Consider the following 20,455-nt stretch of genomic DNA (forward strand, 5'->3'; position numbering starts at 1 on the left):
TGTATTAATAACCGTATCTTTCCATTACCTCTTTAACACGAGGGGTTAAGTCTTCCCATTCCGCATCAAATTGTTTATTGATGGTAATAAAGTTTTGATATCCAAAGACGTTGTCAACGCCTTCCACTTTCATTAAATCGTTAAGAATGTCGTGCTCACTTGTGTTTCCAGGCATAACAGAAATACTATTTGTACCTTCAAAAATAATTTTATCTGTTGTGAATTTCATTGCGTTTGGATTTGGTGTCCCTTCAACATGAATTGCCATATTTGTCATTCCTCCTCGTAAACCTACTTGTCTTTATATTACCAAATTATTTTTAAGGATGAAAGTAACATCCCCTTCCTGATGAAAGGGGATGTCTATACTTGTTACATGAATTATTTTAGTTGGTTTGATTGCTTCAACTGTTGCTCAAGCTGTTGTAGATGTTCCTTCTCTTGCGGAGATGCATCCTCGTATGCAGACTGAATTGCGCTTTCGGCTGCTTGTTTATCAGCTTCACTAGCATTACCATTAATGAGGTTATTTACTGCGTCTTTAGCTTGTTGAAATAAGTTGTTTTGCAATGAAAACCCTCCTAAAGGTACTTCTAAAGATTCTCTTGTCCATTCACTTCTCTTTCACGTTCAGCTAATGTAGAACGATAGGGGAAACGCTCGGCATGTTTTTTAACGGAATCAGAACCATGTTGTACAAATCGACGTGATTTACTTCCTTTTCCCATACCTGAATTCCTCCTTCAGAAATTAGAATGGAAACATCAGGGGTTAATTTTAACCCCTGAATGATGCTCAAGAAGTAAAACAAAAAGTGAACGTTTTTTACGTTCAATTATAGTATGGTTCGCCTGAACGAAATTAAGCTTGGTAATAATCGGGAATTAGTACGCATTAGTCTAATCTAACTTTAAATACTCTTCAAGAAACGTACCAATACCATTTTGTTCGTTGGTATTTGTTATATGGTTTGCAACTTGTTTTAATTCTTTAATAGCGTTCCCCATTGCAACACCTACACCTACATATTCAATCATCTCTAAATCATTATCTTCATCCCCGAAGGCAATGATATTTTCTTTGGAAATATTGTAGTATTTCGCAATTTTATGGAGTCCAACTGCTTTGTTCATTCCCTTTTTTACAATTTCTACAACATGATATGGTGCACCCCCATTACGATGCTCGATGAGTTCAGCGTGAAATTCTGTTAAATGATTACGCAATGTATGAACCTCTTTTTCGTTTGGAAAAATAAGAAGAGAAGTTGGATCTTCCGTTAATTTATTTTTTAAATTGCCAATCGTAAACGGAGGATTGTTTTTAGGTCCTTGAAAGAGTTCTATTACTTCTTCATCAAATTGTTCTAGGTATACATTATCCATTACCTCAGCTAGAATATTTCGTACATTTAAATCATAACTTGCTTCTATAATCTTTTTGGCTGTTCTCAACGACATTGGATTATGTAGTATATCCCACTTTTCTTCAGTTGGATGATGAAGGAGTGCACCATTGAAATTTACCATAGGTGTATTTAAACCAAGTTCATGGTAATAATTTATACTTGACCGATGTGGTCTCCCTGTAGCGATAACAACGATATGGCCTTCGTTCATTGCTTTAAGCAAGGTTTGTTTCGTTCGAGGATCTATTTCTTTACTATCCGTTAACAACGTTCCATCTAAATCTAACGCAATTAAGTACTTATCTAACATTCCATTCACCCCATTTAGAAAACTTGGCATTCGCTATTAGGTTGTAAATGCCCTGGTTATACTTATTTAGTAAGAAAGACCTTTCTGCCAAGTTTATAGTGGAAAAGGCAATGTGTAAAGGTGTAATGTATTTACAAAATTTGCAAGAAGGGGTCCAACAAGCTTAAAATATAATTATTATAGTTCAAGGAGAGTCGCGTCGTAATGATTGGTGTGTTTAAAGAAGAAATAAAAAAGATACCTAGTTTAATCGTAGTTGAAGCTTCAAAGGAAAAAGAAAAATTGCCGACAGTAATATATAGTCACGGATTTACAAGTGCAAAAGAACATAATCTGGATTTAGCTTATTTACTTGCCGAGAGAGGTTTACGGGTTATTTTACCAGATAGTTTACATCATGGTGAAAGAGAATTTGATATAGACCCGGTAAAACGAACCTTAGCATTTTGGGAAATTGTTCTGCAAAATTTAAAAGATATCGATACCATTCGTCATGAGTTAAAGGATAGACAAATTTTATTAGATGAAAGAATTGGATTGGCTGGTACGAGCATGGGAGGAATAACAACATCTGCAGCGCTAACTCAATTCCCGTGGATTAAAGCAGCCGCTGTATTAATGGGATCTCCCAAGCCATCAATATTTGCAAGGGAATTAATTAAAAGTGTTCAAGATCAAATAACGATACCTAATTTTGATGAAATGATTGCTCAATTATATGATCAATTAAAGGAAATCGATTTATCATTAAGGAAGGATACCTTGAATGATCGACCATTGTTATTTTGGCATGGTGAAAAGGATTCGGTTGTTCCATTTGACCATTCTTTTAGCTTTTATAATGAAGTGAAAGAGCAGTATAAGATTAAAGAACATATTCGTTATATAAAAGAAAAAAATCGAGATCATAAAGTTAGTCGCATGGCAAAGCTGGAAACTGTGAAATGGTTTGAAAAATACGTATAATGTGATTTACATCATTTAAATAGTATGAAAAATATGTTTAAATATAGGAAAGGCATTAAAGGGAGGTTGTAATGAATGGATGAAGCACTTAAAGAAAATATTATGGGTGCATTAGAGAACGTTATTGACCCTGAGCTAGGGATAGATATTGTTAACTTGGGACTAGTCTATGACGTTGATTTGGATGAAGAAGGATTGTGCACGGTCGTTATGACTTTAACTTCAATGGGATGTCCACTTTCTGCACATATCGAACGTGATGTGAAATTTGTTTTAGCAGACATACCTGAAATAAAAGAGCTAAAAGTTGACATTGTTTGGGAACCAGCTTGGAATAAACATATGATGTCACGTTATGCAAAAATTGCTTTGGGTATTCCGGATTGATTCAAAAAGCCGCAGCTCTTTTTGCGGTAACGAGTTCCCAGGACTTTTTAGTATTTGAAAAATTGTATAGAAAATGATGCAATATCAGGTTAAGAATTAATATTTATTCTCAACCTGATATTTTTTTATGCAAATAAAAATTTAATCTAAAGAAGCCCCTTTGGAAAGCTTATCTCACGGACAAAATTCATTCAGGAAAACCGGGATATGTCCATGAGAGGTTACACCTGCTTCTGTCAAGTAGACAGTACCAAAGTGTCTCAAAAAACTTTTCACAATACCTTTGTTTCCGATAGTTTGAGCTATGATCATATACGCCACCCTTGCCAGGCATTTGGGTTCGTGGTGGTGAATAAAGTGGCGAATCGGGAAAAATAAAGCTATTAAAGCTCCCTATTCGCACACAGAGCGTACCACGAACCATCTCTTCTAAGTTCTCGCTGGTCGGGGGCCCCTATCCCCAACACACCGAATCACTAAGAAGAGGCATGCCAGGCAAGGGCAAGCAGCTCCGCTGTGGTTCCCTGCGGTGCATTTTTAGCTTGCGTAACGCTTGATATATTTTACAGGACTCGTTTGTAATTTTGTGTTGATTCGATTATGATTAAAGTAATGGATATATTGGTTTGCCGCATTTTGAACTTCGAATACAGTCTCTGTGTTTTCAAAAAAACATTCTATTTCACACTTGTAATGACTAAAGAAGTTTTCAATGCATGCGTTGTCCCAGCAGTTGCCTCTGCGGGACATGGATGGGGTGAGGCCCATCTCTTTGACACGCATTTGATAACCAGCGTTTGTGAACTGTGTGCCTTGATCACTATGTAAAATGGCACCTTTCACAAACTTTTTTTCTTTTAAACGATCTAACGCTTCGTATACAAGCTCTATATCCTGACGTTGACTAATAGAATACGCCACAATCTCGTCATGAAATAAATCTTTAATCGCACACAAATAAAGATTCTTGTTTGGCCCCTCTATCACTGGTAAATAGGTAATATCAATCGCAAACTTCATTCCGGGTTTCTTTGCTTGAAAGTTTCGATTTAATATATTCGGTACTTTTTTATTTATCTCGTTACGCTTAACAAAGCGCCTTTGGCGGATCTTACAACGAATACCATATTTCCGCATGATTTTAGAGACACGCATCTCTCCAACCTCAATGTCATATTCCTCCTTTAATGCCATTTTCATTCTTTTTCTTCCCAATGTACCACGGTGTTTATGATGTAATTGGATGATATAGTTGTATAATTCTTCGTCCTTTTGTGCCTGCACACTACCCCCTCCACGTTTTTTCCATTTGTAATAACCAGATCGTGATACATCAGTCAGTTGCACTAACATCGTAACAGGATAATCTTTCTCATTTGCTTCTATAAAGGCAAATTGTACCTCTTTCTGCTTTCTCACATCCTTTCCAGCTCCAAAAGCTTTTTTAAATATTCGATTTGTAATGCTTGTCGTTCGATAAGCTCATCTTTGGTTTCCTCTTCTTTTCGTTTCTGTTTACCTATGCTTTTCATACCTCTTGTATCTTTTAACGCTTCATAACCTCCTTCACGTACCTTATTAACCCACCGATTCGCTACTCGAGGTGCACTAATGTTATATTCCTTTATCAAATCTCGGATTGCATACCCCTCAAAATACTTTTCAACCACTTTTTTCTTTAATTCATAACTGTATCTTTTTAGTTGTCTTGTCATATTCATCCCCTATTTTCTATCTAATTCTATATATAAGATTATCAAATGAATAGGACACTTTCTAAAATTGTCTACTTTATAGATACAATATCAGTAGATATCATGGCCAAAACGCCAATGAGAAAACCGTCAAATGTCCGTGAGAAAATTCTATTCCCCCCTAAAAGGAATAAAAAACAGCAGAAGCAAATTCGACTACGAATGCTCTGCTGTTTAGGTAAATAAAACTATATTTTACAAAAAGAAAATAACCAAAAATCCTACTACAACACAATAATAGGAGAAATATTTTAAGTTTCCTTTGGCCATGATTCCCATAAACCATTTTAGCGCAAAATAGGTTGCGATAAATGTTGTAACGAATGCAATGATATGTGGTATTAGCATCGTTTGGAATTCGGGACTTTTAATTAAATCTGGTATTTCAAGTAGGCCTGTTCCGAGACTAACTGGGATATATAATAGAAATGAAAATCGTAATGCAGTCTCTTGTTTCATTCCCACTAACATAGATCCAACAATAGTTGCACCCGAACGACTAATGCCAGGAGTAACGGCCACTGTTTGTGCCAAACCTACGATAATGGCATCTTTTGTTGATAAATCACCATCATTTTTTCTACCACGGAGATTCCGAATAATCCATAATGCAACAGCGGTAATTAATAAAGTGTATCCGACTATTTTTGTGCTACTAAGCGATTCTCCAATCACATCTCCAAATAATACACCAACGACTCCGACTGGAATAGTGGCTATAACTAGGTATACGATAAAACGGAAGTCATCTTTGGCAGCATTTTCCCTTTTAAAAACATATAAGTATCCATTCCTGATTAATCGAATGATATCTTCCCAGTAAATAACTAAAATGGCTAATAAAGATGCAAAATTAACAAAGATTTCAAAGGAAAGCCCTTCTGCTTCAATACCGAATAATTCCCGGAAGATAATTAAATGGCCACTAGATGAAATGGGGATAGGTTCCGTTATACCTTGGACTAAACCCAAAATAAAGTACTCGATTAAAGTCCATATTTTTTCAAAAAAATCCAATTCCTTCTCTCCTAACTTGAATAAATTTCTCCTCCAAAAAATAATTCACCAACCAATAGGCTAATGAATAGTCTAAATGGTGAGGAGGTTGAAAGATGAAACATAAACATATGTATGATTTGTGCAAACAGCATATGCACTCCTATGTGCTAGCTGAAACAAACGATGGTCAAAGATTTGACGGTATTTTAACAGGCCTTGATGAGGAATATGCTTATTTCGCTATTCCAATTGAACAAGGGAATATGGGACAAATGGCAGACTACCCACATCATCAGCATCAACATCAGCCTGGAATGATGGGGAATATGCAGGGTTATTCGACTCATCCAGGAATGATGAATGAACATACCCACGGTAACTTCCGAAACAATTCTCATGAACAAATGTATGGTGAACAGGAAGAAATGAGACAATTCGGTTATTATGGATACGGATTTCCTGGATATGGATATCCGTATCCTAGAAGGAGATTTTCAAGACTTGTACTACCATTAGCTGCCTTAGTTGCCCTTACTGCATTACCGTGGTACTAAAACAAATCAAAACCCTTGCCAGTTGGCGGCAAGGGTTTCCATTTAATTACTCTTTAGTCATTCTTTTAAAGGTTAATTATCCTCTTTTAATACTACGTCTCCTAAAATAAAGACCGCTATAGAGAATAATGCAGCTAAAATCAATGAATGAGAAAGTACAAATGGTTCTCCACCCATACTTGACAATACATAAGAAATAGCAAAACTGATTAAAATTGCCCAAACAATAGATGCTATGTATCGCATGATTACACCCCACAATTAACTATTTAGTTCTAGTTTTTTTATTTTGCAATTATAAATCTAGTTTATCAAAAGAGAGCATAAAGGAAAAGCTTTATTTCTATTAAAATAAAGATTAGAAAACTTGGCGTTCGCTTTAGGTTGGGCAAATGCCTTAGTTGCACTTATGCAAATCTTTACGGTGGGCGAGTAATCGGATCCCCAGACGGGAAAGATTTTTATACTTTCCTACCTGCAAAGTAAAAACTTTAGAGGAGGTATATCGAAATGTCGATATTGGTTGTGAATTGTAATCATTGGATTGGGTTCCATATTGTAAATACATTACTGGAACACGATTTTAACATAGACGGAATGATTAACCCCAACTTGCAAGACGATTTATTGATGTTTTTTGGTAGAAATAGTGATTTTCAAATGGTGAATGATGAAAAAAGGGAATATGAGACATGTATTATAATAGGTGATCATCCAAAGGCTCAAGATTTTAAGGCCGGAAATAAATGGCTTCTACCAATTAATGGGATTCAGAAAAAAGAGACATCAGACCTAACTATTATTCATACTCCAATTTTATTCGGGGAGTGGATGCCAATGAATGAAAATGGTATCTATCATCATAATAAGTTGATAACATTTGATTCTGAGGAATTTAAGAATAATGCTCTATCTATTCATTCTTTTACTCCAGTATTGTTACAGTTGATTCAAAATCCTAGCGAAACGCATGAACTCTATGTCCATTCAAGGCATGAAAAGAGGAAGAGTCCTGGGAAGAATGCTATATACATTAGGGAAAGTGAACCAAAAGAGAAATACGTAGCAGATTTGAAAAAACATTACAAACGATATAAAAAGTTTTACTATTCATAATGCCGGTGTTTACTCGAATGTATTTAGGTTATAAAATATAATAAGATAGGATAAGTGATTCTTAGATTGGAGTGCCAATATTTTGAGAGCGTTTAAAAGTATTTTGTTTATCTGCCTAACGTTCCTATTTTTATCTGGATGCAGCTATTTTGAATCAGGGCAAATTCAAAATGTTGGTATGCTTTTAGATAGTACGATTGACGGCAATGCATGGAATGAAAGTGGATATGAAGGTCTACTTCGTATCGGTGAGAAATATGATACGGACGTTTATTATAAAGAAAATATTGATACGGAAGAAGAAATAAGAAAAGCAGTCGATGAACTTGTATATGACGGTGTTAATCTTATTTTTGGCCATGGTAGTTTGTATGGGGATTATTTTTCTGATTTATCCCATTATTATCCCGATGTTCACTTTGTTTATTTTAATGGTGGAATCTACGGAGAGAATATTACAAGTCTTAATTTTAATTCTCATGCAATGGGATTTTTTGGTGGTATGGTTGCAGGGAAAATGACGAAGACAAATGAAGTCGGAGTAATAGCAGCATTTTTGTGGCAACCAGAAATAGAAGGTTTTTATGAAGGGGTAAAATACCAAAACCCAAACGCAGAGGTTGAAATTGATTATATTAAAGGCTGGGACGATATAGAGACCGCTTATTCGATGTATGAAAAAATGAAGAATGAAAATGTAGATGTTTTTTATCCGGTTGGAAATGCATATAGTGAAAAAGTTATTAAACAAGTAGAAAAAGATGGCTTATATGCTATTGGTTATGTAGAAGATCAATTAGAATTTGCTCCAAATGCAGTTTTAACCAGTACGATTCAACAAGTGGACAAGCTCTATGAGATTACCGCGGAGAAATTCAATAAAGGAAAATTAGAAGGTGATATTCTAACTTTTGATTTTCAAGATGGAGTAATTTCTCTAGGGGAATTTAATAAGGTTATTCCTAAGGATTTTATTGAGACCTTAAATAAAACCGTTGAAGACTATAAAGAAAGTTCTTTACTTCCTAATGAGCGGTTAGAAAACTAGGCATTTGCTTTAAGTTTGGCGAATGCCTTAGTTGTATGTATCATACAAGAGGGGGTTTTCTTATCCGCTATTAATGATTTTTTCTTGCCAAGTGTACCCTTATATATTAAAATTAGTACCAAGTCATAATAATTGATTGTATGAATTGATATATATTTATCAAGTTTTTAAGGAGCGGTGAAAATGGGAGTTGGTTTTTTAGGTTTAGGACATTATGTTCCACCAAAAGTTGTTACCAATCATGATTTAGAAAAAATAGTGGATACGAATGATGAATGGATACGTACAAGAACAGGTATAGAGGAAAGAAGAATAGCAGATGATGATATAAAAACTTCGGATATGGCATTTCACGCTGCTGCTAGTGCATTAGAAGATGCCAATGTAAAAGCGGAGGAACTTGACCTTATCCTAGTTGCTACGGTTACACCGGATACACCTTTTCCATCTATAGCATGTATGATTCAAGAGAAACTTGGTGCAGTGAATGCAGCGTCTATGGATGTAAGTGCAGCATGTTCAGGATATATTTACTCTCTAACAACTGCTAAACAATTTATCGAGACGAAAACCTATAAAAAAATTCTAGTAGTTGGCGTAGAAAAGCTGTCTAAAATCACGGATTGGACCGATCGATCAACATGTGTTCTTTTCGGGGACGGTGCTGGCGCGGCGGTACTTGGAGAAGTATCGGAAGGAAGAGGGATTCTTGCGCATGAACTAGGATCTGATGGAACGGGTGGAAAACATCTGTATGAAGATCCAAATAACCATATTTTTATGAATGGCCGTGAAGTATTTAAATTCGCAGTACGTAAAATGCCAGAAGCATCCGTAAATGTAATTGAAAAAGCGGGATTAAAGAAAGAAGATGTAGATTATTTAATTCCTCATCAAGCGAACATTCGTATTATGGAAGCTGCTAGACAAAGGTTAGGAATTTCTGAGGATAGGATGAATCAATCAATTAAGAAATATGGAAATACATCTGCAGCATCCATCGCCATTGCGCTATCAGAGTCATTTAAAGAAGGTAAAATAAAAGATGATGATATTATTGTTTTAGTAGGTTTTGGCGGTGGTTTGACATGGGGATCCATGGCTATACGCTGGGGAAAATAGAGAATTGTTAGGAGGATCCGTATTGGACAAAAGACGAGTTGTAATTACAGGTTTAGGGGCAATTACTCCCGTTGGTAATGATGTTCAAAGTATGTGGGATAGCATTGTTAATGGAAAATCAGGAATTGATTTTGTAACGAAGATTGATAAAGATAAATATCCTGCTAAAGTTGCCGCAGAAGTAAAAGACTTTGACCCAACTAAATTTATGGATAAAAAAGATTCAAGGAAAATGGATCCATTTACCCAATATGCGGTAGCAGCGGCGAAAATGGCGGTGGAAGATGCTAAATTAGATATAAATGATGAAAACCGAGACCGTATTGGCGTGTGGATTGGCTCTGGAATTGGTGGAATGAAAACGTGGGAAGACCAACATACCATCTTAATGGAAAAGGGACCTCGTCGTGTTAGTCCGTTTTTCGTTCCAATGATGATACCAGATATGGCTGCGGGCCAGGTATCCATTCAGCTCGGTGCTAGAGGTATCAACTCTTGTACCGTTACTGCTTGTGCCTCAGGCGCAAACTCCATTGGGGACGCATTTAAAGCAGTTCAACGTGGTGATGCAGACTATATGATTACAGGCGGAACGGAAGCACCTATTTCCGATATGGCCTTTGCTGGTTTCTCATCGTCTAAGGCTTTATCAACAAATGAAGATCCTAAAACTGCAAGTCGTCCATTTGATAAGAATCGTGATGGATTTGTTATGGGAGAAGGAGCAGGGATTCTAATAATAGAAGCCCTCGATAAAGCATTAGAACGTGGAGCTAAAATTTATGGCGAAATTGTTGGTTACGGTGCCACTGGTGATGCATATCATATAACAGCTCCAGCAGAAAATGGAGAAGGTGCAACCCGTGCGATGAACCATGCATTATCTGATGCGGGTATTAACAAAGAAGATGTAGACTATGTTAATGCACATGGAACGAGTACCGCATTAAATGATAAATATGAAACACAAGCAATTAAAGCGGTATTTGCTGAACACGCCCGTAATTTAGTTGTTTCATCTACTAAATCGATGACAGGTCATTTATTAGGAGCAGCAGGTGGAATTGAAGCTGTCATTTCACTGTTAGCTATTCAAAATGGAATCGTACCACCAACTATAAATTACGAAACACCTGATGACGATTGTGATTTAGATTATGTACCAAACAAAGCTCGTGAACAAGAAGTGAATATCGTAATGAGTAATTCACTAGGATTTGGTGGACATAATGTAAGTTTAATTTTCAAAAAATATAATGGATAATAGAAATTAGGAGTAGTTGAATCCCGATAAGTGGGTTCAGCTACTTTTTTTATTTATTTAGGACATATCAAGCCAATGGACAAGCATATATATTTTTAAAGTGGACAAGGTGTAGGTGAATAATATGGGAGCAGTTTTTCTCTTTTTAGTTGGATTTGGACTAGCTATTACAGGTGGAATTTCATTAATATTCTATTTGAACTTTTTACCAGCAGGATTATTGTGGTCAGATTATTTTGCTTTCATCGTTACTAGAATCGAATGTTATTTCTTACCGATAGGACTGCTTATCATATGGTTGGTTATTTATCGATTTTCAAACAACCCATAATCGCATTGGAAGAGAATATTTTTTACAGGATTGGTCATAATGTATGGTAAGTTAACCATTTAGTTCAGCTGAAGCAAATGGTCATCTATCAAAGACGGACTGATTTTATAGGTTAGGAAATTATAAAATTTTAGCAAAAAGCGAACTCGAAGAAGCTAAAATTTAAACGTTCGCTAAAAGACGAGCGAATGTGAGTTTTTCTAATAATTAAGTTTTATTTAAAGCGAGGGTTGTCTATGTTATATTTGCATGATGTTTGGGTGAATTGGTTTGAAGGAGAAGAAAACGGGTATAATGTTTGTCATTTTCATGAATGGCGAAAAGATGATGGGATTGAATTACTAGACCAGGTTCCTCTATTGTACATAACATCAGGATTATTTGATTATATTGAAAATGACATGCATGATTTACCGAAAGATTTAACAGATGCCATCTATAAGCGTGCTTACATTAGAAAAGGGCATGAAAGAACCGTTCTGGAGTATGCATGTGTCGTCACAAATGGGGAGGATATTTTGGCTATTGATACAGCTGGATATCACATTCCTATTCGCAAAAGTAGATTAATTCCAAGGCAAGAGCAGTTAGTATACGATATGATAAAGAAAACAAAACCACAATCATTTGGTTTTGATGTGGAGAATTACGGAAAAGAATATCATTTACTTTCTATGTCACCGGAACTCGTTTTTGGTCTGACAAGAAAAGAACGTCAATTAAAACATTTGTTAATGATAGGGTTGGATCAATTACGTACGTCTAATAATTTGGAGGAGTTACGTTATTGGTTAACAGAATGGGATCCGAAGCAGTATCCTTATATTAAATACATGGATGAAGAGAGAGCTTGGGATACGTTGTATAATGGGGTAAAAGATGGTTGGAGTCAGGAGCACGAAGATTTATGTGGAAAGTTAATTAAAGGCCAACCGTTTCTTGAAAAAATGTGGGAAGTGGAAAATGGTCAAACGCAAAACACTTCTAGTCAATAATGAAAAGGTCATTCTATTTAAGTAGAATGACCTTTCTTCGTGGCTAGCAAAATTTATCCGGCATGAACTGGTAGTAAGAGCCCACTGAATGAGTTTCACTTTATTAGTGAAAATAAGGAATTCGCCAGGGTAATAGCGAATTCCTTATTTTCTAAGTTATTTTTTCTTCTTTACTCTGCCTAGTCCCATTGCTTTTTTAACCTTTGCTAATGTTCTATTTGCTGGAATAGCAGCTTTTTCTGCCCCTAGGTCTAAAATATCATCGAGAATGTCAGAATCGATAAGTTCTTGATATTTTTCTTGGATTGGTTGTAGGACAGAGATCACAGTGTTAGCTACATCCTGTTTAAATTCGCCGTAACCTTTACCTTCGTATTTCGCTTCCAAAGCTTCAACGGATTCACCAGAGCAGCTAGAGTAAATCGTTAATAAGTTAGATACTCCCGGTTTGTTTTCTTTATCGTATTTAACGATACCATCTGAATCTGTAATAGCACTTTTTATTTTCTTCTCAATGCGTTTAGGATCATCAAGCATGGAAATAAATCCTTTTTCATTTTCATCAGATTTACTCATTTTTTTCATTGGATCTTGCAAAGACATGATTCTTGCTCCAACTTTTGGAATACGAATTTCAGGAATCGTAAACACTTCATTTTCGTAGCGATTATTAAACCGATGCGCCAAGTCTCTTGTCAATTCAAGGTGTTGTTTTTGATCGTCTCCAACCGGAACAATATTTGACTGGTATAATAAAATATCTGCAGCCATTAGGGAAGGATAAGTGAAAAGAGCAGCAGATACAGCTTCTTTTCCTTCTGACTTATCTTTATATTGTGTCATTCGTTCTAATTCGCCAACATAGTTCATCGATTGTAGAATCCATCCTAATTGAGTATGTGCTGGTACTTCAGATTGAATGAATAGTGTTGCTTTTTCTGGATTAATTCCTGAAGCCAGATAAAGCGCTGCCAGTGAACGAATATTGTTACGTAATTTCAATCGATCTTGTGGGACGGTTATCGCATGTTCGTCCACAATACAGAAATAACACTCATAATCATCTTGTAACTCTACAAATTGTTTAATTGCTCCTAGGTAATTACCAAGTGTTAATGTACCACTAGGTTGTATACCAGAAAAAATCTTTTCCATTTATCTCACTCCATTTTATTGAATTCCCTTAAAAAAGGCCATTCTCCCATAGAAAAAGTGATGAATGAACTCTAATTAGTTATGTAAGATTAATTTAGATTAATAATTTTACTAAATCCCAATCCCGATATATCTTGGAACCTGTTCTCAAGATTCTCAAGCACCCACACAAAACAAGGGTAATTGTACTTTTCTATGTCTACGCTAAATATGTTAGTTTCTGTAATATTATATAAATTCTTTTGTTTAAATGCAAGAGGACCGCGATAAAGGTATGTGTCAAGTTTTTCTCGGTGTGTCTTTCACACCAATATTTCCGGCACTCTATTTTTGTACACTTTTTCGGCTACCGCGCGACCCTTGTCGCTTGCTGTCCCCAATTTTTAGGTAACGTTCTAAAAACCAAGAACCTTACCTAAAAATCAGGGTGTTATCTAAAACTTTTTATTAACTGTCCAATAGCTGATGAATGAGCTGTATTTAGGCTTATTTTACCTTGTTTTGCTCCAATTGACGGCTGGGTTTCCTGGCGTAGAAATTCAGTCATACGAACCACTTTTTTCACGTCTCGTTGTTTTCTTACACTTCGCCTTTGGTCTCTCAAATAGACGGATCGTAATGTTTTATTTAGAATCCCTTGTTTGATCTTCACCATTGCCTCACTACCTTCTAAACTCCAATGCATTCCACGCTTTTTCATTCGGAATGAAATATGTCGTTGGTTGGATTCCATTGCACCCATGCCCCTTGCCTCTTTTGGTGGATTCTCAACTTTTTCTCTCCAATCAAAAATTCGATCCCAATTACCGCCAATATATCTACGAAAATCCTCGGCCTTTTCTAACTGCTTATCCGTTTCTAAAGTGCTCTCCAATGTATCCATCCAACGTATGAAATCATCCAGTTCGTGTTCTTTGATTGCCTTTTGTACACCTTCTTTAAACTCGCTCTTTTTAACTCCAAAAGTTCGATTCAGTGCTTTAGAAATGTGAAAGGAATCCAATTGATTTAAAACAGGATAACTAGACTGTGAGAAAGCCTCTTGAAAACGTTCTGCCGTATAACCGGGACCACCATCACTATTGGTGACAACTTGTGTATTTTCTAAGGAATAATGACTAGCTGTAAACGCCTGGACTTCTTTCCAAAAATCATTTGTTGGTTTGGTTGTCATAATAACTTGTGGATTCTTTAGGGATACGCGCTTTCCATTTTTAATCCAACCTTCATGGATCACTGCATGATGTACTTCATGACTTGTTTTTTCCTTAGTCCCACGCACAAATACACCATCTGCCTCGGCAAATAAAAATTCCAATTCTTTCCCCTTTGGTAAATAGGCAGCTTCCTCTAATTCAGCTAACAATTCTTCATCAGCTTGCGCTTGTGCTTTTCCTACACGCTTCACCATACTTCCCACTGTCGTATGACTAAGATTCACGGCAGTCCATTCACTTAATATGCGTGCAGTTTCTCGGTACGTACTCTCACTAGCCAACTCCGCCACTTTTACTTCAACTAAAGGACTATGTCGCTGATATTTTCTAAATCCAACCCACTCATCAAAAGGATAATGCGCTTTCCCATTGATATCGTGCATTAATGTATGCGTAAAACGAACTGCCCCAAAGATAAACTGAATTGTCTTTTCATCTTCTCGTTCAACCGTCCAACCCTTACTTTGCATTCTTCTTTTTATCGTTTGATTAAGTTGTGTAAATACGCTCCCCATCAGTTTAGTAAGGAGATCATATACATAAATTTGAACATGTTCCTCAAAGTCAATTAAATCATTTGTATCCTTTAATAATTCGCTGATTTTTGATATAATTGTATTCATGAAAAGGCCTCTTTCAAATGTATTTGCCGGTCAGCATACATTTATGATAGAGCGCCTTTTCTTTTTTTTCTAGAATTTTGTTTCAAATCCCCGAGAACTATTTTACACATAGGCGATAAAGTTTGCATTGAGTCTTGTCACGACCAGAAACACGCAAAAAGAAGTTGTCCTCGACCGAGAGACAGGCTATCACGACCAGAAGCACGCGAAAAGAAGTTGCACCCGACCATTAGAATGGCTATCACAGACGGGAAGGCTCAAAAGATCCAAGAAAAAATTCTTTTATCAAATATATAAAGGACAATTAAAAGAACTTAAAGCCCTCTTTTAATTTAGCTATTATTAATAGTAGTAGGACCATCGATAAACCACTATGTTCAACTCACAGTAGGGGTGAAAGAAAACCCCAACTGTGAGTTTTACTTTATCGGATGTAGTTATTTGTTGACAAGGGGAAATGTAGCTTTCACAATGTGATATGATTTTATAAATACTATAATTTAAATATATATCTTATAAAAAGGAATGTAATGATGAGTAAGAAAAAAATTGAACCAAAGTGTACGGCGACATGCTACGGTATTAATAATATGGAAACCTTGGAAAACTAAATTACGCTTTACAAGTGTTAAAGAAGTTTGCAATGGAGCAAAACCTAAAGCCCTCCATTACGATCTATAAACATGGGGAAAAGGGTCGAAGAAAAGTTTACGGTTCTCTAAATCGGGCAATCCATATATGGAAGAGTTGTACTCGACTCATTATATACGTACAAAAAAAGAAAAGAAGGAGTAAAATACGATGAAATTTGGAAGGAATGAACCTTGTCCATGTGGAAGTGGAAAAAAGTATAAAAAATGTTGTTTGCATAAACAAGAAAATATTACAAGGAATCTACAAGTACCTTTAAACTACCGATGGACGGAGGAAACAGTGTACGATTTGAATTCGGATTCCATTTTGGAGCATCTAATAAGGTTTGGTATTCCAATATCTTTGGACACCTTTAAGAGTGAGGTAAGAAATGTTGATTCAGTTGAAGAATTACTAAGTAAATGGGAGATATTATATCGTTTAAATATTAAAGATCCAATGATAGACTTTACCTTTTTGGCAATCAAAGTGTTAGCTTCCCGGCACACACCAAATCATCTGTTATTAGAACAGATAGATGATTTGATGCAAGAAGGCTATTATGAAGAACAACTAAATCATGATGAACGAGCTGTTGAAAAATGGATGGAAGTATGGAAGAAAACTTTACAGTGGATAGGAGATAAGCAGCTAACCGATATTGGGGCATTGGATGATATGACAAGTCCAATAATGAGTCAATTGTACAGCAACTGGGTTCAAGACTTTGAAATGATTTTAGCAAATGCTAGAAGATATGATAGTAGGTATGCTATGGCGAGAAAAAATTTTACTAATGAGTTTTTGGAAAAATTCCCTGATTCCAATTCACTGCTTATTCAAAATATGATAGTTGCAAAGGGAGAGGCATTATTTCACTTAAGAAAATTTGAGGAAGCAGAAGCTGTTTTCAAAGATTATGTCCAGAAACATTCGGACAACGTGTGGGTGTATATTCGTTGGGGTGATTTATATAATCCGGAAATGCATTCCATCTGTCCAGATAAGGAACGCTCCATATATTTATATAGAAAAGCAATCGAAAGTGCTTCAAATACGTATGATCGTGATATCATAGAAGATAGATTATATGAATTAACGTACGAATGATTAATATTCAATGATTTTAACCTCGAGGGGGAATACAGTAAATGGCTAATATTACGAAGCTTAAAATTCCGGAATTAAAGAAACATTTAAAAGAATATAATCAAAGTGAGCTGGTCAGGTTAGTTACAGATCTATATAAACAGGATCATAATATACAAAGTTATTTATCCGTAAAGTTTTTAGGTGAGGAAACGATTCAAGATTTATATGAAAATGCTCAAACAGAAATAGAAGATGAATTTTTTCCAGATAAGGGATTCGGGAAGATGCGTTTGACCAAAGCAAAAAGTGCAATTACAAACTTCAAAAAGTTAACAAATGATCACCTTAAAACAGTTGACTTAATGCTGTTTTATGTAGAAGTGGGAACAGAATTCACAAATACATATGGGGATATAGACGAGAGATTTTATAATAGTATGTTGTCGATGTACAATAAAGTCATTAAGGAATGTGAAAAGGATGAAAAACTATTCCAAGAACTTAAAGATCGATTGTACGAAGTAGTGCTTCAATCAGATGGAATTGGTTGGGGTTATCATGATGGTTTGGAGATTTTGTATTATTCAATTAGTCTTTTGGAGGAATAGTGTTGAGTTTGCTGTTTCTACGGGGCAAAACCCTAGTGCTTAGTGCAAAAACTAACTGTATCCTTATTTAATTGATTAAGGGGCGGTCAGATAATAAAATCCTCCTTTTACAGGAGTGGTACTACCAGCATATTGATGATTAAAAAAAGCTTGGATTTTTGTATCCAAGCTTTCTTTGACCTTAATATTTGTATTGGGATGATTGCCCATAGGTAAGATGGTTATTCTATGTAGGATTTCCCTTATTTAAGCCCTTTTTCAATCTCCACAAACCTCCTGATGAATTTGTCCTTTACTATAATTCCCCCCAATACATACAATGTCATAGCTCTTAATTAGATTTGGGGGTGAAAAAATGTCAGTTGGTCATTATCATGAACTTTGCCAAAAATATAGAGGTAGAGCGGTTGAAATAAGAACCCGTGACGGAAGACGCCATAGGGGGATTATTCAGCGTGTTGGTAACAATAGGGTGTATATACAACCACTTGGACGTAATAGAAATATAGGTGGGTTTGGTTATGGATATGGTTACGGTTATGGATATGGTGGATTCGGATATGGGCTTGCATTAGGTGCCATTGTTGGATTAGCTTTACTTCCATTTTTCTTCTGGTAGTTTGTAAAAAATTATTATTGTGGAAATAGGTAATAAGGTAAAACAGATGAAACTTTTCGTCTGTTTTATCATCCTTGGCAGATTGGAATATATATCACTTTTCCTGTATGGGTTGTTCTTTCCTACTATACCTGTGCAATCGCCTCGGGCTTAATCTCCAGCAACTGTTTCGTTGTTTTTCCGTTTGTTTTTAGATATTTTTTCACTAGATAAAATCCAACACAATATCCAATCATTTTAGGATAGCGACGAAATCCATACAAAATGTCCTGATGTTTACGTTCTATTTTTAAAATATCTTTATTTGGGAGAATTAACTCTTTCCACAATTCCTCTAACCGATCTTCTGAATAATACGTTGTCCAATTAGCTACATATTTTTCACCAAATCTATCAAGTACTGCATTTTCAGCCAATCCCTCTAAAATAATGCTATCCAACAATACGTAATCTTTTTCTTTTTTGGAATAACGAGATAGACGACAAACATGGTTATACTCATGCGTAAACAGTGCTCTAATTTCCTTTTCCACATTATCCTTTGAAATGAATAAAAATAGCTTATCTTGGAAGGCAAGACCAGATTTTCCGTTTTGGTCCCGTTTCATTTTTCGGTTATTGGGATCGGAGGGAAAGATAAAAATAGGGATATCCGGTCCACCCCATAATTTTCGGAGTTGTTGTTTTTCCGTTTCCACAAGTTCCCAAACTTTATTATCTTGCAATTTTTGTATTAATTCTTTCCCATTCTTTAAGGGGTGACGGTACATACCATGGAAAATCAAGTGGTTATAAATTTCGTCGGCATAAACATCGTCAAAGTGTTTTACTAGCTTTTTACATAATTCAATTGGCTTGTCATACAAATCTAGCAACCATTTATCAGTTCTAATCACACTCATAGCAATACTCCTTATATGGCTATTTCTTACATACAATATGTGCATTGCAATTAAATGTTACCCGCCTAAATCCGTATATAGGAGGTAACCGATATTTTTCAACCACATATTGTGAAAATAATTATTTCGCACAAAGGAGTGGGGCTATAATTGAGTAATAAATATCTTGATTGTTTGGCATTATTTGGTGTTGGAGGCGCTCACCCAGGGGGTCTCCAACTAACTAAAAAGATTTTATCCCAGGAAGAAATAAATGAAACAATGTCCATTCTTGATGCTGGTAGTGGAACTGGTCAAACATCCGCCTATATTGCAGAAGAATACAAATGTCATGTTACCTCTTTGGATTACAATAAATTGATGTTGGATAAAGCACGAAAAAGGTTTTCATCCTTACAATTACCAATCACAGTTAAACACGGGAGCACTGAAAATCTTCCCTTTGATAAGGAATTATTTGACTTTATTCTCTCAGAATCGGTAACTACCTTCACAGATGTCCCCTTATCACTTCAAGAATCTAATCGAGTATTAAAAACAGATGGAGTATTACTTGCAATCGAAATGGTACAAGAAAAACCAATCACTAAAAAAGAATTAACATCGCTCCTTACTTTTTATGGAATTCCCCAGTTACTTACTGAATCAGAGTGGTGCAATCTATTGAAAAAATCTGGCTTCAAACATGTACAGGTTGAAAAGGATATGCAACAAATAGATGAAATTGATTTGGAACTTGGTGCGGATTTTACACTTTCAGAAGATATTGATGGTAACTATTTTGAAGTATTAGAAAAGCATCAACACCTAACGGAAATTTACAAGGATGTCCTTGGTTTTAGAGTTTTTAGGTGCTGTAAGTAGAATGAATTGCAAGTTTATTTGCAAGGGGAGGTAAAAAAATGACTATTCGAAAAGCCACTTATCGTGAAACACAAAAAATACTGGATCATTCATTAGAGGTACTAAAAGAGGCAAGCATGGGTTATGTGATTCCGACAAAGGAAAAAGCACGACAAATGGTCTTACCGTTTTTATCTAATGGTTATTATCTTGTTTCAATTGAAAATAATGTTATGAAGGGATGGATTGCTGTTGCTAGTACCATTGACTATTATACAGATGATACAGTAGGAATTATTCCTGAACTCTATGTTCTTCCGCAATATCGTAAACAAGGGTTATCAGAAAAACTGTGTCAAGAAGCGCTGAAGTGTTTGAAAGAAGAAGGGCATACGAAAGTCCAATTGAATGTTTTTTCAGGAAACCATATAAATCAACTCTATCAAAAGCTTGGTTTTCAAGAAATTTCAATGTTGATGGAAATAAAATTAGATGATGAAAGCTAAATA

General features: G+C 35.7%; 25 protein-coding genes. 14 read left to right on the top strand and 11 right to left on the bottom strand.

Annotated features, from left to right (window positions below):
• Positions 1-4: 4 nt before the first annotated feature.
• From MHI02_RS07570 to MHI02_RS07585, 4 genes are all read right to left on the bottom strand, one after another.
• Positions 5-268: a NifU N-terminal domain-containing protein gene (locus MHI02_RS07570; RefSeq protein ID WP_047186449.1), complete on the bottom strand. Its 264-nt coding sequence runs from the start codon at positions 266-268 to the stop codon at positions 5-7.
• A 113-nt stretch (positions 269-381) separates the two neighbouring features.
• The gene (locus MHI02_RS07575) at positions 382-570 is read right to left on the bottom strand and encodes a DUF3813 family protein (protein WP_047186448.1); all 189 of its coding nucleotides are present in this window, start codon (positions 568-570) and stop codon (positions 382-384) included.
• Between the two features lie 23 nt (positions 571-593).
• Positions 594-728, bottom strand: a complete 135-nt coding sequence (locus MHI02_RS07580) for a hypothetical protein (RefSeq protein ID WP_257456403.1) — start codon at positions 726-728, stop codon at positions 594-596.
• Positions 729-899: 171 nt separating this feature from the next.
• On the bottom strand, positions 900-1,718 hold the full coding sequence (locus tag MHI02_RS07585) for a Cof-type HAD-IIB family hydrolase (protein ID WP_341165809.1): 819 nt from the start codon (positions 1,716-1,718) through the stop codon (positions 900-902).
• Positions 1,719-1,922: 204 nt separating this feature from the next.
• Here MHI02_RS07585 and MHI02_RS07590 point away from each other — a divergent pair, with 204 nt between their 5' ends.
• A complete protein-coding gene (locus MHI02_RS07590) occupies positions 1,923-2,684 on the top strand; it encodes an alpha/beta fold hydrolase (RefSeq protein ID WP_047186446.1) in 762 nt (253 codons plus the stop codon).
• 75 nt (positions 2,685-2,759) lie between these two features.
• Positions 2,760-3,071, top strand: a complete 312-nt coding sequence (locus MHI02_RS07595) for a metal-sulfur cluster assembly factor (RefSeq protein ID WP_047186445.1) — start codon at positions 2,760-2,762, stop codon at positions 3,069-3,071.
• A gap of 537 nt (positions 3,072-3,608) precedes the next feature.
• On the opposite strand, the gene MHI02_RS07600 is transcribed toward MHI02_RS07595, so the two are convergent.
• From MHI02_RS07600 to MHI02_RS07610, 3 genes are all read right to left on the bottom strand, one after another.
• The gene (locus tag MHI02_RS07600) at positions 3,609-4,490 is read right to left on the bottom strand and encodes an IS3 family transposase (RefSeq protein WP_052771790.1); all 882 of its coding nucleotides are present in this window, start codon (positions 4,488-4,490) and stop codon (positions 3,609-3,611) included.
• Positions 4,487-4,786 (bottom strand): helix-turn-helix domain-containing protein, encoded by a 300-nt coding sequence (locus MHI02_RS07605; protein WP_052771789.1) that lies wholly within the window; start codon positions 4,784-4,786, stop codon positions 4,487-4,489. Before MHI02_RS07605 ends, MHI02_RS07600 begins: the two co-directional genes overlap by 4 nt.
• A 234-nt stretch (positions 4,787-5,020) precedes the next feature.
• The gene (locus MHI02_RS07610) at positions 5,021-5,842 is read right to left on the bottom strand and encodes an undecaprenyl-diphosphate phosphatase (protein ID WP_204798138.1); all 822 of its coding nucleotides are present in this window, start codon (positions 5,840-5,842) and stop codon (positions 5,021-5,023) included.
• Positions 5,843-5,937: 95 nt separating this feature from the next.
• On the opposite strand from MHI02_RS07610, the gene MHI02_RS07615 reads away from it, so the two are divergent.
• Positions 5,938-6,378: a hypothetical protein gene (locus MHI02_RS07615; protein ID WP_204798139.1), complete on the top strand. Its 441-nt coding sequence runs from the start codon at positions 5,938-5,940 to the stop codon at positions 6,376-6,378.
• 72 nt (positions 6,379-6,450) lie between these two features.
• On the opposite strand, the gene MHI02_RS07620 is transcribed toward MHI02_RS07615, so the two are convergent.
• On the bottom strand, positions 6,451-6,624 hold the full coding sequence (locus tag MHI02_RS07620; protein ID WP_083452449.1) for a DUF2929 family protein: 174 nt from the start codon (positions 6,622-6,624) through the stop codon (positions 6,451-6,453).
• A 264-nt stretch (positions 6,625-6,888) separates the two neighbouring features.
• On the opposite strand from MHI02_RS07620, the gene MHI02_RS07625 reads away from it, so the two are divergent.
• The 6 genes from MHI02_RS07625 to MHI02_RS07650 all read left to right on the top strand — a co-directional run bounded on the left by MHI02_RS07625 (position 6,889) and on the right by MHI02_RS07650 (position 12,254).
• On the top strand, positions 6,889-7,494 hold the full coding sequence (locus tag MHI02_RS07625) for a hypothetical protein (protein ID WP_341165810.1): 606 nt from the start codon (positions 6,889-6,891) through the stop codon (positions 7,492-7,494).
• A gap of 82 nt (positions 7,495-7,576) precedes the next feature.
• Positions 7,577-8,542, top strand: coding sequence for a BMP family ABC transporter substrate-binding protein (locus tag MHI02_RS07630; protein WP_341165811.1), 966 nt, complete (start codon positions 7,577-7,579; stop codon positions 8,540-8,542).
• A 183-nt stretch (positions 8,543-8,725) separates the two neighbouring features.
• Positions 8,726-9,664 carry a beta-ketoacyl-ACP synthase III gene (locus MHI02_RS07635; protein ID WP_047186439.1) on the top strand — a complete coding sequence of 313 codons (939 nt, stop codon included), beginning with the start codon at positions 8,726-8,728 and terminating at the stop codon, positions 9,662-9,664.
• Between the two features lie 22 nt (positions 9,665-9,686).
• On the top strand, positions 9,687-10,928 hold the full coding sequence (gene fabF, locus MHI02_RS07640; RefSeq protein WP_047186438.1) for a beta-ketoacyl-ACP synthase II: 1,242 nt from the start codon (positions 9,687-9,689) through the stop codon (positions 10,926-10,928).
• Between the two features lie 124 nt (positions 10,929-11,052).
• The gene (locus MHI02_RS07645; RefSeq protein WP_047186437.1) at positions 11,053-11,259 is read left to right on the top strand and encodes a hypothetical protein; all 207 of its coding nucleotides are present in this window, start codon (positions 11,053-11,055) and stop codon (positions 11,257-11,259) included.
• Positions 11,260-11,495: 236 nt separating this feature from the next.
• A complete protein-coding gene (locus tag MHI02_RS07650; protein ID WP_341165812.1) occupies positions 11,496-12,254 on the top strand; it encodes a YjbA family protein in 759 nt (252 codons plus the stop codon).
• Positions 12,255-12,410: 156 nt separating this feature from the next.
• On the opposite strand, the gene trpS is transcribed toward MHI02_RS07650, so the two are convergent.
• Both trpS and MHI02_RS07660 read right to left on the bottom strand, forming a co-directional pair.
• Positions 12,411-13,409 carry a tryptophan--tRNA ligase gene (gene trpS, locus MHI02_RS07655; RefSeq protein ID WP_341165813.1) on the bottom strand — a complete coding sequence of 333 codons (999 nt, stop codon included), beginning with the start codon at positions 13,407-13,409 and terminating at the stop codon, positions 12,411-12,413.
• 430 nt (positions 13,410-13,839) lie between these two features.
• Positions 13,840-15,249 (bottom strand): ISLre2 family transposase, encoded by a 1,410-nt coding sequence (locus MHI02_RS07660; RefSeq protein ID WP_047183902.1) that lies wholly within the window; start codon positions 15,247-15,249, stop codon positions 13,840-13,842.
• 801 nt (positions 15,250-16,050) lie between these two features.
• On the opposite strand from MHI02_RS07660, the gene MHI02_RS07665 reads away from it, so the two are divergent.
• From MHI02_RS07665 to MHI02_RS07675, 3 genes are all read left to right on the top strand, one after another.
• On the top strand, positions 16,051-16,992 hold the full coding sequence (locus MHI02_RS07665; RefSeq protein WP_047186434.1) for a tetratricopeptide repeat protein: 942 nt from the start codon (positions 16,051-16,053) through the stop codon (positions 16,990-16,992).
• A gap of 41 nt (positions 16,993-17,033) precedes the next feature.
• A complete protein-coding gene (locus MHI02_RS07670; protein WP_047186433.1) occupies positions 17,034-17,582 on the top strand; it encodes a DUF6155 family protein in 549 nt (182 codons plus the stop codon).
• A gap of 355 nt (positions 17,583-17,937) precedes the next feature.
• Complete coding sequence (locus MHI02_RS07675; protein ID WP_047186432.1) at positions 17,938-18,201, top strand: hypothetical protein; 264 nt, start codon at positions 17,938-17,940, stop codon at positions 18,199-18,201.
• Positions 18,202-18,326: 125 nt separating this feature from the next.
• Here MHI02_RS07675 and MHI02_RS07680 read toward each other — a convergent pair whose 3' ends face one another.
• A complete protein-coding gene (locus MHI02_RS07680; protein ID WP_047186431.1) occupies positions 18,327-19,103 on the bottom strand; it encodes a DUF2268 domain-containing protein in 777 nt (258 codons plus the stop codon).
• A 150-nt stretch (positions 19,104-19,253) separates the two neighbouring features.
• Here MHI02_RS07680 and MHI02_RS07685 point away from each other — a divergent pair, with 150 nt between their 5' ends.
• Positions 19,254-19,967 (top strand): class I SAM-dependent methyltransferase, encoded by a 714-nt coding sequence (locus tag MHI02_RS07685; protein ID WP_341165814.1) that lies wholly within the window; start codon positions 19,254-19,256, stop codon positions 19,965-19,967.
• 38 nt (positions 19,968-20,005) lie between these two features.
• Positions 20,006-20,452, top strand: a complete 447-nt coding sequence (locus MHI02_RS07690) for a GNAT family N-acetyltransferase (protein WP_047186429.1) — start codon at positions 20,006-20,008, stop codon at positions 20,450-20,452.
• The last annotated feature ends 3 nt before the right edge of the window (positions 20,453-20,455 follow it).

Source organism: Oceanobacillus sp. FSL K6-0118, assembly GCF_038006665.1.
Classification (GTDB): Bacteria; Bacillota; Bacilli; order Bacillales; family Amphibacillaceae; genus Oceanobacillus; species Oceanobacillus caeni.

What these genes read in the sequence shown, in the direction of transcription:
- MHI02_RS07570 (WP_047186449.1), bottom strand. Translation starts at nt 268, where the DNA reads ATGGCAATTCATGTTGAAGGGACACCAAATCCAAACGCAATGAAATTC.
- MHI02_RS07580 (WP_257456403.1), bottom strand. Translation starts at nt 728, where the DNA reads ATGGGAAAAGGAAGTAAATCACGTCGATTTGTACAACATGGTTCTGAT.
- MHI02_RS07585 (WP_341165809.1), bottom strand. Translation starts at nt 1,718, where the DNA reads ATGTTAGATAAGTACTTAATTGCGTTAGATTTAGATGGAACGTTGTTA.
- MHI02_RS07590 (WP_047186446.1), top strand. Translation starts at nt 1,923, where the DNA reads ATGATTGGTGTGTTTAAAGAAGAAATAAAAAAGATACCTAGTTTAATC.
- MHI02_RS07595 (WP_047186445.1), top strand. Translation starts at nt 2,760, where the DNA reads ATGGATGAAGCACTTAAAGAAAATATTATGGGTGCATTAGAGAACGTT.
- MHI02_RS07605 (WP_052771789.1), bottom strand. Translation starts at nt 4,786, where the DNA reads ATGACAAGACAACTAAAAAGATACAGTTATGAATTAAAGAAAAAAGTG.
- MHI02_RS07615 (WP_204798139.1), top strand. Translation starts at nt 5,938, where the DNA reads ATGAAACATAAACATATGTATGATTTGTGCAAACAGCATATGCACTCC.
- MHI02_RS07620 (WP_083452449.1), bottom strand. Translation starts at nt 6,624, where the DNA reads ATGCGATACATAGCATCTATTGTTTGGGCAATTTTAATCAGTTTTGCT.
- MHI02_RS07625 (WP_341165810.1), top strand. Translation starts at nt 6,889, where the DNA reads ATGTCGATATTGGTTGTGAATTGTAATCATTGGATTGGGTTCCATATT.
- MHI02_RS07635 (WP_047186439.1), top strand. Translation starts at nt 8,726, where the DNA reads ATGGGAGTTGGTTTTTTAGGTTTAGGACATTATGTTCCACCAAAAGTT.
- MHI02_RS07645 (WP_047186437.1), top strand. Translation starts at nt 11,053, where the DNA reads ATGGGAGCAGTTTTTCTCTTTTTAGTTGGATTTGGACTAGCTATTACA.
- MHI02_RS07650 (WP_341165812.1), top strand. Translation starts at nt 11,496, where the DNA reads ATGTTATATTTGCATGATGTTTGGGTGAATTGGTTTGAAGGAGAAGAA.
- trpS (WP_341165813.1), bottom strand. Translation starts at nt 13,409, where the DNA reads ATGGAAAAGATTTTTTCTGGTATACAACCTAGTGGTACATTAACACTT.
- MHI02_RS07660 (WP_047183902.1), bottom strand. Translation starts at nt 15,249, where the DNA reads ATGAATACAATTATATCAAAAATCAGCGAATTATTAAAGGATACAAAT.
- MHI02_RS07665 (WP_047186434.1), top strand. Translation starts at nt 16,051, where the DNA reads ATGAAATTTGGAAGGAATGAACCTTGTCCATGTGGAAGTGGAAAAAAG.
- MHI02_RS07670 (WP_047186433.1), top strand. Translation starts at nt 17,034, where the DNA reads ATGGCTAATATTACGAAGCTTAAAATTCCGGAATTAAAGAAACATTTA.
- MHI02_RS07675 (WP_047186432.1), top strand. Translation starts at nt 17,938, where the DNA reads ATGTCAGTTGGTCATTATCATGAACTTTGCCAAAAATATAGAGGTAGA.
- MHI02_RS07680 (WP_047186431.1), bottom strand. Translation starts at nt 19,103, where the DNA reads ATGAGTGTGATTAGAACTGATAAATGGTTGCTAGATTTGTATGACAAG.
- MHI02_RS07690 (WP_047186429.1), top strand. Translation starts at nt 20,006, where the DNA reads ATGACTATTCGAAAAGCCACTTATCGTGAAACACAAAAAATACTGGAT.